Raw genomic sequence first — 13,321 nt, forward strand, 5'->3', positions numbered from 1 at the left:
ATCGGCATCCTGTTGTGGATGTCATTTCTCGGCTGGCTGGATATCATATTCGGAAAATAGAGGGATCATACAGTGCTAGTATAAGACCCGCCTTCCTATAAGGAGAGGCGGGTCTTGCAGGTTTTAGTCGTCCTCGCCATTGCTGCCGTTCAGCAAATCGGTTCCGTGCATCTGTTCCGTCGGAGGCGCGGCGGGATCCACCGGGCTGTTGGCCGCAATCGCGTCCGCGTCCGGCACATCCTCCAGCGGCGTATACTCCTCTTCACCCGAAGGGTAATTCATAAAAATGTCCTGATTCAGAAAGGCGGTACCGCTGCCTGAAAACGCGGCGTCGGCTGCGACTCTCTGCTCCGTATCGCCGGTGTACTCGGCGATGACCTCGTCACCCGGACGAGTTGGGGGCTCACCCTCGATGGCCCGCCATTCCCGGTCCGTCTCGTCGTCCGCGACATCGCGAATAACCGTTTCGTCGGCGGTACGGTCCAGCCGCACCTCGTCGGCTTCTCCGGCATCGGATGACAAGGATAACCGCTCATCGGCAATGGTCCGTTGATCCGGATCGGCACCTGTAGCTTCCCATGCATCGATGGCGCTGTGATCGGGGTTCATCCGCTCCTCCGGTTTTGCATCCGCAGGAGCCGCTTCATTCTGATCGTACGCGATATGATCCGCGTCTTCGCTGCTTAGGCTTTGCTCCGTATAGGTGTTGACGTCTCTCAGATCGTCTTGCGGAATCAAATCCGTATCCTCGACTTTCCGTTTGGCCTCGAATTCCAAATATGTCAAATCTGCCAGCGTATTCCGATTGTTTTCGTCTCGCATCGTGTCCATCTCCTTCCTTGTTTTCAATTACAATAGGTTTCTATACTTCGACTTTACCCGCTGAATCAAGAATGAATCCCGAAACATTCAGGATATGGTAAACCAAGCAAGCTCTATCTTTCCCTGTCGGTTGACGTATTATGAAAATTTTTAAATAAGGAAAATGGACCAAACACAAGATAAATGAGAGAAAATGAATGATTTCGTGGATTATTTCCCTTAAATTGAACAATGAAATTTTAAAATGATCCCGTTATAATCGAAAAAGCGACTAACGGACCGGGACAATTCTGAGAGTGGATTGTCAACAACCAACAACAGAACAGGAAGTGATCAGGACTTTGTTTCAATGGATTAGACAAGGCTTCTTTGGCAACTCGCGCAAAGATATTTTATCGGGTCTGACGGTAGCGTTCGCTCTCATCCCGGAAGCGATCGCCTTCTCTATCATGGCAGGCGTTGATCCGATGGTGGGACTCTATGCGTCCTTCGTGATTGCCGTCAGCATTTCGTTTTTCGGCGGCCGTCCCGGCATGATCTCAGCGGCGACAGGGGCCATGGCGTCATTGATGGGACCGCTTGTGGCTATGCACGGGATCGAGTATTTGTATGCGGCAACGATTTTGACGGGAATCTTGCAATGGTTGATGGGAGCGCTCAAGTTCGGACGTTTTATCACGTTTGTTCCCCAGCCGGTCATCACCGGCTTCGTGAATTCCCTGGCCATCATTATTTTTCTGGCCCAGCTTCCGAATTTCAAGGGCGAATCGTGGCCGATGTACTTGATGGTGATCGGCACGCTGCTGATCATTTATTTATTGCCGCTGGTAACCAAAGCGGTTCCGTCGGCACTCGTTGCGATCATCGTGATGACCATCGTTGCGGTTTGGTTCAAAGCTCCGGTGCAAACGGTCGGGGACATGGGCAACATTACCCAGGCACTGCCGTTCTTCCACATTCCGAATGTAACCGTCAGCTTGGACATGATCATGACGATATTGCCTATTTCCCTGGCTCTTGCTGTCGTCGGGATGACGGAATCGCTGCTTACCGCGTCGCTCGTGGATGAGATGACCGAGACGGGCAGCGACAAGAACCGGGAAATCCGCGGTCAGGGCGTTTCCAACGTGATCACCGGATTCTTTGGCGGCATGGCGGGCTGCGCCATGATCGGACAGACGGTGATTAATGTGAAATCGGGAGGGCGCACCCGGTTATCCACCTTGGTTTCCGGCGTGTTTCTGCTGTTCCTCATCATTGTGCTCGGGGATGTCGTGAAACAGATTCCGATGGCGGCGCTTGTCGGGGTCATGTTTATGGTTTCGATCGGCACGTTTGAATGGGGATCGCTTCGCACGCTTCACCGCGTGCCGTTAGGGGATGCCATCGTCATGCTGGCAACGGTCATCATTGTGGTAGCGACTCATAATCTGGCCGTCGGGGTCATGATCGGGATTATCTTAAGCGCCCTGAATTTCGGGTGGAAGATGGCCAAAATCCACGCCGTGCCCCATATGCAGCCGAACGGCACCAAGGTATACGAAATCCGGGGACAGCTGTTTTTCGGAACGATGATGTATTTTGTAAATCTGTTTGACGTGAACGATGATCCGGAACATGTCGTGATTGATTTTTCCAAATCCCATGTATGGGATCAGTCAGCCACGAATGCCATTTCGAAGGTATGGCATAAGTACAAGGAAGCGGGGAAAGACCTCACGCTCATAGGGTTGAACGACGAAAGCCAGCGGATGGTCGATAAAGTCGGCCTTGCTTCAAACTCTACGCATTAGAAGCATTAGTCATTCTGTAAGCAGGTGTGCTCAATAGAGGTAAGGTTTGTCAGATGAAAAACATGCCAAATGAAGAAATGGCGGTGCTCAAGGATATGATCCTTGCACCGCCATTCTTGCTTTTCGGCCTGTTGTCGCAATGAACGTAAATAAAATTTTACAAACGATACATGGCATTTCATGTTATATTGATTGTAAATGAACTCGAAGTTTGTCGAATCGGCAAAGGATGGAGAAGAAGGCGGATTTATATTGACAATAACGGTTAGAGGTGCTGACTAGATGAAGGATATGCCCAAATCCATATTCCTGCTTCTGCTGGTCGTGCCGCTGCTGCTGATTATATCGATTTTATCACCGGGACAATCGGATGCTGAGCGTGCTCATACCGTGATACCTGATTGGCAGTTTATGTGGGATAACGAACAACAGGAGGTTGTTTCGCCGGCCGGCATTCGGAATTCAAGCGGTTGGCTGACAGGGACACCAGAGAACAAAGAACCCCCAAAGTCAGATGGGGTATCTTCAGCATGGAATCGTTTTACCCTGCCCGACCTTCCTTGGAAACAATCGGCCATTATGATTGACCGGATCAAGGGGCAGGATGTTCTGGCTTTCTTGAACGATGAACCGGTGTATGAAGCCAAGCGGGACTATATGTATACGAATCATTCGCTGCTGCTTCCTTTTCATCCGGATGATGCCGGCAAAACCGTTTATATATGGACAAACGGTTCTAGCGATATGACGTTAGGCATCGATAGCGAGATCATGCTCGGCGAGTATGATGATCTGCGTAGAGGTTTTATCAAGAAGGATTTGGAGGATTTTATATTAGGCAGCTCCTTTTTGTTTATTGCGGTGGTCATGTTCTTCTGCTGCTTGTTCCTTCCGAAGCATACGGTATCCAGCTGGCTGTCCCTGAGCGTGATCATTCTGGCAAGCGGAGCCTTGCTAATTACGTACTCGCCGTTCCTGTACACCTTTTATGGCGAACTCGGCAGCGTATGGGTCTCGGTATTTGATATTTCGCTTTTCACCGTTTTGCCGGCGCTGTATTTCTATTTCGAGAAAATCTACGGACCCGGTCCCTACCGGATCATTCGCTACGGCCGAAGAATTCAGATGGCCTACTCCGGGATCTGCCTGGTTTTCCTTGCGGTACATGTTCTGAGCCATCATTCGTTTTATGATATGTACTATTTCTTCTCCGTGAAGATTCTCGGCATCCTGATTATCCTGCAGATGGTGCTGCTGATCGGTACCACGATTCTGTACGCTGCCAAGCGCAACAAGGACGCTTATATTTTTACCGCAGGCTTCGGCATGATGGCGATAGCGACGCTCGGAGATATGCTGGCCTTCTATTACCATGACGGGCATTATGAGCTCTTTCTGTGGAAATGGGGCGTTATCGGCCTGATCGTCTCCCTGATCATATTGCTGGGGCGTAAATTCGCCCGAAGCCATGAGCAAGTGCTGCAATATTCCCGGGAGCTGGAGATGTTTAATCAAGAACTTCAGCGATCGGAGAAAATGGAGATCATCAGCGAGCTCGCCGCTTCGGTTGCGCACGAGGTTCGAAATCCGCTGCAAGTGACGCGCGGCTTCATGCAGCTTTTGGCCGAGAACTCCAAGCAGACGGAAAAGGAGTATTTTGGCTTGGCGCTGAAAGAACTGGACCGGGCTTCCGGGATCATCACGGATTTCCTCACGTTTGCCAAGCCTGAATTGGAGCATGAGACCAGGCTGAACGTGTATGAGGAGCTGAAGCATGTGAAAGGCATTCTGCTGCCGCTTGCGAATCTGAGCGGGGGCACGATCGAACTGGATGACGCCAAGGAATTATACATCAACGGTAATTCATCCAAACTGAAGCAAGCGATGATTAATATCGTCAAGAACAGCATCGAGGCACTGGATGGAGAAGGCGTTATTCGCATCTGGGCCTATGCCGAATCAGGTGAAGTCGTGATTCACATCCAAGATGACGGCATTGGAATAGAGGCTGGGGATCTGGAGAGGCTGGGCGAGGCGTATTTCTCGAATAAGTCGAAAGGGACGGGGCTTGGCCTGATGGTCACCTTCCGAATCATCGAAGCGATGCGAGGAACCATTCATTTTATCAGTGAAAAAGGAAGCGGCACCGAGGCGATCATTCGCTTTCCGTCCGTTCCTGATTCATTGGAGGTTTAGATTTCCAATCAAGAGAGATGCCGCGCTGCATCTCTCTTTGTTATATCAATAATAGAAAATTTTATCATTTTTCCGAAAATTAGAAGGTGGAAGGTTTTGCCGCAGCGAATAACACAGTAAGAGAATCACCCATTATAATGTTTGAGGTGTGTTCATGAGGTCTGGATGGAGAATCGCTGTGTTCCTGATCATCGTTATAGCTTTTAGCCAGGGGTTACCTGGGCTTGTCTTTGCCACCGAAGAAACGGCAGCTCGGGCAGCGATTAAGGAGTGGAAAATCCTTTGGTCCGAAACCCGAGGGGTACCGGACAGCGTACCGGCCCACAGGGATGACTGGCTGGTAACTTCGACCGGAGCTTCGACGCCTTCCAAGCCGCATGCCAAGGCATCCGCATGGATTCAAATGAAGATTCCCGAAATATCATCGGCATCCCCCGGCATTTTGATTGACAAGCTGCACGGACAGCAGGTTGCGGTATATGCGGACCATGAGAAGATTTACGAATCAACCCGTACGTACAATTATGAGCTGAACTACATTTTGCTTCCCCTTCACCAGGACTTACTCGGGAAGGATCTGTACATCTGGCTGGAAACCGCGCGAGATCATGTGACGATGGAAGGGAAAATACTGGTCGGCAACTATCATGATCTGTTGAACCAGTTCGTGAAGTCGAATCTGGTGGATATCATCCTCGGGAGCGCCTTTGTTTTTATTGCATTGGTGATGCTGATCTGCGCCGTGTTTCTGAACAGAAAATATTTGATTACCGTCCTGTCATTATCGTTTATTATTTTATCCGTTGGCATACTGGTATTTACATACTCCCCGTTTCTTTATACGATTTTTGATGAATATGGAAATTTATATACTCAGTTATATGACATCTCATTATTTATTTTACTTCCTTCGTTCAGTCTCTTTTTTGAAAAAATCTTCGGCCCCGGCTGGAGGGGCGTGCTGCGCAAACTTCGGAAGTTCCAGGTATTCTATTCGCTGTTCTGCGGCCTGTTCCTGATCTTCAATCAATGGGCCTTTAATCAATGGTTCGACCTGTATTATTTCTTCTCCGTTCAGGTCCTGGGTTTTGTCATGATTGTTCAATTCGTACTGCTGGTCGGAAGCTCGATGTACTATGCCGTTAAGGGAAATAAGGACGCCATTATTTTCAACGCTGGCTTTGCGGTGTTTGCCATTGTGGGTTTGGGCGAGCTGCTGCAGTTTTTCCTGACCCGGGGCAGCTACAATCTGTTCCTCTGGAAATGGGGCATCGTCAGCTTCATTATTGCGCTCATCGTTATTCTCGGACGGCATTTTGCCAAAAATCACGAACAGATGCTTCAATACTCCAAAGAGCTTGAGATGTTCAACAATGAGCTGCAGCGTTCGGAGAAGATGGAGATCATCAGTGAGCTTGCGGCATCGGTCGCGCATGAGGTTCGCAACCCGCTGCAAGTGACGCGGGGATTCCTGCAGCTCCTCACCGGAAAAGCCCAGTCCACCGAACGGGAGTATCTGGATCTGGCCTTGGTCGAGCTGGACCGTGCCTCGGGCATCATTACGGATTTCTTAACCTTTGCCAAGCCGGAATTCGGCAAAGACACGGTGCTGCGGATATCCGAGGAGTTCAAGCATATCGAAGGCATACTCGGCCCGCTGGCTCATCTGCAAGGAGGCAGAATTACCGTCGATATTCCGGAGGATATTACGATTCGGGGCAATTCCTCGAAATTCAAGCAGGCCTTCATTAACATCGTGAAGAACAGCATTGAGGCGCTGGGCGACGAAGGGCTGGTTCATATCCGCTGCTATCGCCAGCAAGGCCAGGTGTTTATTCATGTGGTGGATAATGGAGAGGGGATGGGGCCGGATGTGCTGGCACGTCTGGGAGAGCCCTATTTCTCTAACAAAACGAAGGGTACGGGCCTTGGCCTGATGGTGACCTTCCGAATTATCGAGGCCATGGATGGGGACATTTATTTTACGAGTAAACAAGGAGTGGGGACCGATGCCGTCATTACGCTTCCCGCAGCTTGCGAATGATTCGCTAAGCTGCGGCAGCGATGGCGGTTACCGTCCCCACTCTTTTTACCTATTCATCTATTTATGAAATGTCCAGGCTGTTATGTAGTCTTTACCAGATGGCTCTTTCCTTGGCTTCCGATTTGATCACGCTAGTCGGATTCGGAGGGATGACCAGATACAGCTCGCCCGGATTCTCTTCAAGCGTTCGAATCTCGATGTGGTCGGGAATCCGTACACCAAGAACTTCCTTGATCGCGGACTTTGGATCGCTCAGCAGTCTTGCCTTAAAGCTAGGATCCTCCCAGGCTTTTTGAATCAATTGTGTTTGAAAGATGGCTTCTGTCGTCATAAGAATCACCCTTTCAAATAAATTGGTTATTTTTTACTCTTAAAGAATACCATGGAACAAATATAAAATCTATTATTTTTTGTTTAGAATAGACAAATGGTAATTTAACCCGCCAAAAGACAAGGTTTTTTTACTATTTTCGATATGATTCGCTTCGTTCTGAAGTTCATCCACCATGGTTTGATGGAAGGAAATCAGATGCGGAGCCTCTATATCAACCGATAAGAGATGGGCATGGGTGGCAGCGGCAATCTCTGCATAAGGCTTCAGCATGTTGTTGATAAAGATGGCTTCCTGCACTTCGGATATCGTTAGAACAGCGTCCTGCGGTTGCCCCCGTTCCGATTTAATGAGGGAGAGCAGGCAGTTGTAGCTGCCATCTGCAAGATCCTGCTTCCAATCGGTCCAATCGTCCATCATCTGCAAGGTAAGCAGCACATGATTCATCACATCGTTCGTTCGTGGAATAAGGTCTGCTTGATCCGATAGAAGCAGTGCGGCGGTGCTTCCCAGCTTTACGGGAGCCGCCTTTTTGGCAACCATGGCCCTGTCGTGCTTGAAGTAATCCTCCCGGGTTTCATGGATGACGCCTTCCGACCATTCGTGCGTATAGTGTTTGAGATAAGACCAGAATTCTGAATTTGCCGGGAAGTAGGGTTGATAGGATGTGAGAAATTCGTAATACAGCAGGTTGGCAAGCGCGAGATGGTGTTTCGGATCGATAGAGGACTGGCCGTCATGAGGCGAGTCCATGATGTCGTCTTGAATGAAGTAGTATAACATGCCGATAATGTTGGCCGTGGAGAGATCACGGTATATCTCGGCAGGGAGTGCGGTCCGTTCTTTCATCCAGAAGGGAAGCAGATAGCAGATGTAATTTTTGGAACTGTCCTGCTCAAAGACGTCAAACTTTCTGAGGTATGAAAGACCGATTTGGTTCAGGGGAGCAGGGAATTCGGACAGCCTTGCTTCGCAGGCCGAGAAAGCGGCGGCAAGATCGTCCTCGAAAGGCTTGAACCAGTTCATGGAATCACCAACCTATTCAATTTTTAAGGTACAAGTGCTTACTTGCTATATTAACATGAATGCTAATGGAGTTAAATATTACCAGTCCCAATCCATGGCGATATGTGGAAGTTTCGGCTCTGCGACGGGGTTCTTTACAAGCGGTTATTCGGTTTCCTTGTTTGATTATGGCGGCGGGCGTTTAATTTAGGGATGTACAGCGATAACCGAAAATGACCAAATAGGAGGAATTCATATGACTCAGAAAATTGTAGGAGCTTTTCGGACGGAGCAGGAAGCAACCCGAGCCATTGAGGAACTAAAGCAGCAAGGATTCAGAGCCGATGAAATCTCTGTCATTGCCAAGGATCGCGGCGAATCTTCCCATATTCAGGACGAGACCGGGACCAAAGCGCCCGAGGGATTGGCCTCCGGAGCGGCTACCGGCGGCGTGCTGGGCGGCGTCACCGGATTGCTCGCAGGTCTTGGCGCATTGGCCATTCCGGGCATTGGTCCGATCATTGCCGCTGGACCGATCGCGGCAACGCTGACGGGCGCCGCCGTGGGTGCCGGTGCAGGCGGGTTGGTAGGAGGCCTGATCGGCCTTGGCATTCCGGAAGATCAAGCGGAGGAATATGGGGGCTACGTCGATGAAGGGCATATTCTGGTCATGGTGGATGCCGATGAGTCGAACGGTGGCCAGGTATATGATATATTCCGCAGCAACAGCGCGCTCAATGAACATCATTACCGTGAAGAAGGTACCTACAGCGGTACAGGAGCACCGGTAGATTCGCGTTCTGAAGCGGCTGCTGCCACCGAGGATGCCGTGCCGGACCCTAACCTGTATCAAGGCTATGGCGATGGCAATGGCGGCGCCGTGAGTCCTAACATTGTTAGCCCGGATCGTGAAGAAACCACGAAGAGACGATAAGGGTTATTCTCATATGCATCATGAACGATGAACAAACCGCCCGGATTCTTCCGGGCGGTTTGTTTGCGGCGACAATCTGGCTTCACGGGGCTTGCTTGAAGTTGTGTTTAACGCTTGTTGCGCTGCATTCTCGCACCCCTCGGCCCGTACCCGGGACCGCCGGGGCCGTGCCCATGTCCAGGACCGCCAGGTCCACCGGGGCCATGTCCAGGTCCACCCGGATGCCACGGTCCTGGGCCATGTCCCGGATGCCAAGGACCGTGCCCATGCCCATGCCCATGTCCGGGGAATCCGGGATACCCCGGGTAAAACGGAGGAAACGGATAGACCGGATAAAACGGTGGATAGTATGGATAAGGATAGTAAGGGTATCCAGGGATGAGACCCGGGATACCGAGGCTTGTTTGGGATTGAAGCCCTCTTTTCGGTTGATGACTCAAGGCCTTGCACCTCTTTCTATCAGATCGGTTATCCCATTCTATGTGGAAGCGGAGAGGAAGGGCACTTATCCTGGGAAAAATAGGCGGACGGCCACTCCTCGGGATGCGAGTACCGACGCTGGTTCTGCTTGGGATGAACAGGTTCCAGGTTAGTCAATCTCAAGCGAAAGTAAAAAAGGCGCATATGACCTCTCCTGCTTAGGGAAAGGATCAGATGCACCTTTAGTTCTTCCATTATATATATTGAAGTCCGGTTGCGTAAGGGAGAGGGACAGGATCGAAGGTTACGCTCCCGTTAGCCCGATACGGGGATTCCGGATCGAACAGGATGGAAAGCAAACCTTCGTCATCCAGCTCCAACGTTTCATGGCTCAGGGTAAGACGGTACGGACCATGTTCGCCGTCCGCCTGGATCAACCCCTCCGGAAGCAGAGGAGCCAGCTGACGAAGCAGCTGCGGGCCGCTTACCAAATAAATGGTTCCCTCGTTGCGAATATACTCAGGCAGGGTACCGGCAGATTGGATTAAAGCGGCAAGCTCCTTATCCTGCCAAGGCAGCGGAACCGTAAGCTCCGAAAGGCTGAAGGACGCGACGGCATCGGCTATAATCAGTGCGGCTGCTTCAGGGCTTCCTCCCCACTCGACGAGGGTAGACTCCCTGGAAGGCGTCATCGTGTCTCCGGGTACGGCGATGATGGCAAAAGCGGTCAGCGCCCCGTCTTCTTCGGCGACAAGCACCTGCTGCTTAAGGCGGATCACGTTGGAGTATGCGCTTGCATCCAGCAGCTTGTTAAGCTCCGAAGCCGTCGTAACATATCCAGCCTCCCGCTGTTCCATCAGTCTTTGGATCTGGAACAGATCGTGCGGCTGCATGGCCCGGATGTTCACTTTTTTTCCCGTTGCAGCACGCAGCGGCTCCACGACGGCCGGAGATAGACGGAACCGGAGCGCCCGCCCGAATAGACGGCTGCCTGCCCGGGTATACAGGGATCTGCCGCCGGAAATAAGGATGAGGGATGCACCGGAAGCCTCGCCATGCCGCATGCACTGTTCCAGGAGATTGCCTGCAAGTCGCTGACCCCGGTAATCCGGGTCCGTGCAGACGGAGCCGATGGAGAAAATATTTAATCGGGCACCGCGAGTCTGGATGGTGAACGGCACGAATCCCATGAAAGACACCAGTTTGTCCTGATCCCAGGCACCGTAGGAATGGCTGATGCCCGGCGAGAATATCGGAGGGAAGGATACCCCCATTGAAGGCTGCTCCGGCTGCTTAAGAAAAATACGGTCAGACAGCTCGACGGCTTGTTGCAATTGATCGCTTTTCATCATAGAAATCTTCACTCGATTGACGCCTCCCCTATGTATGTCGCTTGTTATTACCAGTATAAAGTCATTGGGCGGGGAATTTCCAGTAAACGTTTTCTAAGGCTATTCGGAATTGTCCGGTTGGCGGAGTTAGCCAGCCCTGCAGCGAAGCGTTTTACGGTTTAGGCGCATGCGAAAAGGCGGTGTTTTTCGGGTAATAATAAATGAACGAATCTGACGCCGGAGGGATGAGCTTGCCAAGTTTTGTTGATTCCATGATTTTGCTGTGCGGCGCCTTGCTTCTGACAGGCGTATTGACCACCAAGTTCTCTTCCCGTTTCGGCATGCCCGCTCTGGTGCTGTTTATCGCGATCGGGATGATTCTCAGCCGTTTCATTTATTACGATAATGCGGAGCTCACGCAGTTGGTCGGCATATTCGCACTGATCGTCATTTTGTTTCAGGGCGGGATGCAGACCGACTTCAAAGAAATCAAGCCGGTTCTGGGTCCGGCCATTTCGCTTGCCACGATAGGCGTCCTGCTGACAACCGTTGTAATCGGACTATGCGCCTCTTTCGTGCTTGATATTTCTTTGAAAGAAGGGCTGTTAATCGGCGCTATCGTCGGCTCGACGGATGCGGCAGCCGTATTCTCGGTTCTTGGCGGAACGAATCTGAAGAAAAGGCTTCGAATGACGCTCGAGGCCGAATCCGGAAGCAATGACCCGATGGCGGTGTTTCTAACCGTGTCCTTAATCGAATGGATAGAACATCCGGGCCTAAATTTGTTCGGGCTTATTTTTTCCTTTGTCATGGAAATGGGATTGGGACTGGTTGTCGGCATTCTTGTCGGCATGCTGGCCGTGTATGTGATCAATCGCATCAACTTCGATTCTTCGGGGTTATACCCCGTGACCGCTTTAGGATTTGCCGTGCTGACGTATGCCGCCGCCGCATGGCTTGGAGCCAGCGGTTTGCTTGCCGTATACGTTATGGCCTTGCTGCTCGGCAATACCGAGCTGACGTACCGTAAGACGATTCAAGCATTCAACCAAGGTTTTGCGTGGATGATGCAGATCGTGATGTTTGTGCTGCTCGGGCTTCTTGTCTTCCCGAACGAGCTGTCGAAGGTCGTATGGCAAGGACTCCTGTTGTCCTTGATTCTCATCTTCATCGCCAGGCCGATCGGCGTGTTCAGCAGTCTGCTGTTCGCCAAATTTGCCGTCCGCGAGAAAATATTGATTTCATGGGCCGGCCTCCGCGGGGCCGTACCGATCGTATTGGCTACATATCCCGTACTGGCGGGAATCAGGCAGGGGGAATTGTTTTTTAATGTCGTGTTCTTTGTTGTTTTGACTTCAGCGGTGATCCAGGGCACCACAATCTCTCCGCTCACGCAAAGGCTTGCACTGGTGGAGAAGGATAAAGCAAAGGCTCCGTCCTTATTGGAGCTGATGGCACTAGGAAAAACGGATTCCGAGATCAACCACGTGCTGGTGGATGGGGATATGCCCATCGTCGGCAAGGAAATTCAGCAGCTGAATCTGCCGGACGACATCCTCTTTACGGCCATTATTCGGGAGAAGCGGATCATCACGCCGAGAGGAAACACCGTCATTGAGGCAGGGGACACGTTGTACGTGATGAATCCGAAGCAAAAACGGAAGGAAATGAAATCAATTCTGGGGTTATCCTAGGGATTTCGCAGCTGAAGCTATATGATGCCCATCACAGCAGACGGTCTTAAAAATAATTTAGGATAGGTATAAATCAGAGGTAATTTCTTCATCCTATCTTCATCCGAGAAGTTTCGATTTCCTTTGCAAAAGAGACAGGAATCTGTTATGATTAATTCAAGGATTTAGAATAAGTCTAAATACAATATCAAAGGAGACGATATAGATGAGTAACCTAACCCAACAAGCACAAGGAAATACGACCGATGAACTTCAACAAATTCTGAATACGCAGGTAGCCAACTGGAGTGTGCTTGGCGTGAAGCTGCACCATTATCATTGGTATGTGAAAGGTCCTCAGTTCTACGTGCTGCACGAGAAATTCGAGGAGCTGTACAACACGGCCGCTGGTTATGTGGATGAGCTGGCAGAGCGAATGCTGGCCATCGGCGGCAAACCGGCCGCCAGCATGGCTCAATATTTGAAGCTGACGACGCTGCAGGAGGTCTCGAATGAAAACACGGCCGAGCAGATGGTCGGACAGCTGGTTGCGGATTTCGAGAAAGTGGCCGGAGAGCTCAAGTCCGGTATCGAGGCAGCAAACCAAGAGGGCGACGATGCGACAGCCGATCTGTTGACCGGCATGGTGAGCGATGTGCAGAAGCATTCGTGGATGCTGAACGCATTTTTGGGCAAATAAAGTTCATATCCGTTGCTGCCGTTTCATGACGGCTAACATAAGCAAAGGGAGATCGACCTGATAAGGGTCGTT

11 protein-coding genes are annotated in these 13,321 nt (G+C 50.8%); 7 read left to right on the forward strand and 4 right to left on the reverse strand.

All coding sequences use genetic code 11. The features are described from left to right. Positions 1-123: 123 nt before the first annotated feature. Positions 124-822 carry a hypothetical protein gene (locus tag MHH82_RS07085; protein ID WP_145038698.1) on the reverse strand — a complete coding sequence of 233 codons (699 nt, stop codon included), beginning with the start codon at positions 820-822 and terminating at the stop codon, positions 124-126. Between the two features lie 341 nt (positions 823-1,163). Here MHH82_RS07085 and MHH82_RS07090 point away from each other — a divergent pair, with 341 nt between their 5' ends. The 3 genes from MHH82_RS07090 to MHH82_RS07100 all read left to right on the forward strand — a co-directional run bounded on the left by MHH82_RS07090 (position 1,164) and on the right by MHH82_RS07100 (position 6,855). Then, on the forward strand, positions 1,164-2,615 hold the full coding sequence (locus tag MHH82_RS07090; RefSeq protein ID WP_340964683.1) for a SulP family inorganic anion transporter: 1,452 nt from the start codon (positions 1,164-1,166) through the stop codon (positions 2,613-2,615). Positions 2,616-2,897: 282 nt separating this feature from the next. After that, complete coding sequence (locus MHH82_RS07095; RefSeq protein ID WP_015733916.1) at positions 2,898-4,811, forward strand: sensor histidine kinase; 1,914 nt, start codon at positions 2,898-2,900, stop codon at positions 4,809-4,811. A gap of 154 nt (positions 4,812-4,965) precedes the next feature. After that, entirely contained in the window at positions 4,966-6,855 is a 1,890-nt protein-coding gene (locus MHH82_RS07100; protein WP_015733917.1) for a sensor histidine kinase, read from the forward strand. A 91-nt stretch (positions 6,856-6,946) separates the two neighbouring features. Here the strand turns inward: MHH82_RS07100 and MHH82_RS07105 are convergent, their stop codons facing one another. Together MHH82_RS07105 and MHH82_RS07110 are read right to left on the reverse strand one after the other, a co-directional pair. Further along, positions 6,947-7,186 (reverse strand): NHLP leader peptide family RiPP precursor, encoded by a 240-nt coding sequence (locus MHH82_RS07105; RefSeq protein WP_015733918.1) that lies wholly within the window; start codon positions 7,184-7,186, stop codon positions 6,947-6,949. A 72-nt stretch (positions 7,187-7,258) separates the two neighbouring features. Continuing rightward, on the reverse strand, positions 7,259-8,212 hold the full coding sequence (locus tag MHH82_RS07110) for a hypothetical protein (protein WP_015733919.1): 954 nt from the start codon (positions 8,210-8,212) through the stop codon (positions 7,259-7,261). Between the two features lie 235 nt (positions 8,213-8,447). On the opposite strand from MHH82_RS07110, the gene MHH82_RS07115 reads away from it, so the two are divergent. Both MHH82_RS07115 and MHH82_RS07120 read left to right on the forward strand, forming a co-directional pair. After that, positions 8,448-9,125: a general stress protein gene (locus tag MHH82_RS07115; protein ID WP_009591703.1), complete on the forward strand. Its 678-nt coding sequence runs from the start codon at positions 8,448-8,450 to the stop codon at positions 9,123-9,125. Between the two features lie 103 nt (positions 9,126-9,228). Further along, positions 9,229-9,507 carry a hypothetical protein gene (locus MHH82_RS07120; RefSeq protein WP_186326487.1) on the forward strand — a complete coding sequence of 93 codons (279 nt, stop codon included), beginning with the start codon at positions 9,229-9,231 and terminating at the stop codon, positions 9,505-9,507. A gap of 292 nt (positions 9,508-9,799) precedes the next feature. On the opposite strand, the gene MHH82_RS07125 is transcribed toward MHH82_RS07120, so the two are convergent. Beyond that, the gene (locus MHH82_RS07125; protein WP_036662518.1) at positions 9,800-10,909 is read right to left on the reverse strand and encodes a GNAT family N-acetyltransferase; all 1,110 of its coding nucleotides are present in this window, start codon (positions 10,907-10,909) and stop codon (positions 9,800-9,802) included. 212 nt (positions 10,910-11,121) lie between these two features. Here MHH82_RS07125 and MHH82_RS07130 point away from each other — a divergent pair, with 212 nt between their 5' ends. Next, the gene (locus MHH82_RS07130) at positions 11,122-12,570 is read left to right on the forward strand and encodes a potassium/proton antiporter (RefSeq protein WP_176502489.1); all 1,449 of its coding nucleotides are present in this window, start codon (positions 11,122-11,124) and stop codon (positions 12,568-12,570) included. 205 nt (positions 12,571-12,775) lie between these two features. Next, positions 12,776-13,249 carry a Dps family protein gene (locus MHH82_RS07135; RefSeq protein WP_015733923.1) on the forward strand — a complete coding sequence of 158 codons (474 nt, stop codon included), beginning with the start codon at positions 12,776-12,778 and terminating at the stop codon, positions 13,247-13,249. The last annotated feature ends 72 nt before the right edge of the window (positions 13,250-13,321 follow it).

The sequence above is a fragment of the Bacillus sp. FSL K6-6540 genome, from assembly GCF_038007545.1.

What these genes read in the sequence shown, in the direction of transcription:
- MHH82_RS07085 (WP_145038698.1), bottom strand. Translation starts at nt 822, where the DNA reads ATGCGAGACGAAAACAATCGGAATACGCTGGCAGATTTGACATATTTG.
- MHH82_RS07095 (WP_015733916.1), top strand. Translation starts at nt 2,898, where the DNA reads ATGAAGGATATGCCCAAATCCATATTCCTGCTTCTGCTGGTCGTGCCG.
- MHH82_RS07100 (WP_015733917.1), top strand. Translation starts at nt 4,966, where the DNA reads ATGAGGTCTGGATGGAGAATCGCTGTGTTCCTGATCATCGTTATAGCT.
- MHH82_RS07105 (WP_015733918.1), bottom strand. Translation starts at nt 7,186, where the DNA reads ATGACGACAGAAGCCATCTTTCAAACACAATTGATTCAAAAAGCCTGG.
- MHH82_RS07110 (WP_015733919.1), bottom strand. Translation starts at nt 8,212, where the DNA reads ATGAACTGGTTCAAGCCTTTCGAGGACGATCTTGCCGCCGCTTTCTCG.
- MHH82_RS07115 (WP_009591703.1), top strand. Translation starts at nt 8,448, where the DNA reads ATGACTCAGAAAATTGTAGGAGCTTTTCGGACGGAGCAGGAAGCAACC.
- MHH82_RS07130 (WP_176502489.1), top strand. Translation starts at nt 11,122, where the DNA reads ATGAGCTTGCCAAGTTTTGTTGATTCCATGATTTTGCTGTGCGGCGCC.
- MHH82_RS07135 (WP_015733923.1), top strand. Translation starts at nt 12,776, where the DNA reads ATGAGTAACCTAACCCAACAAGCACAAGGAAATACGACCGATGAACTT.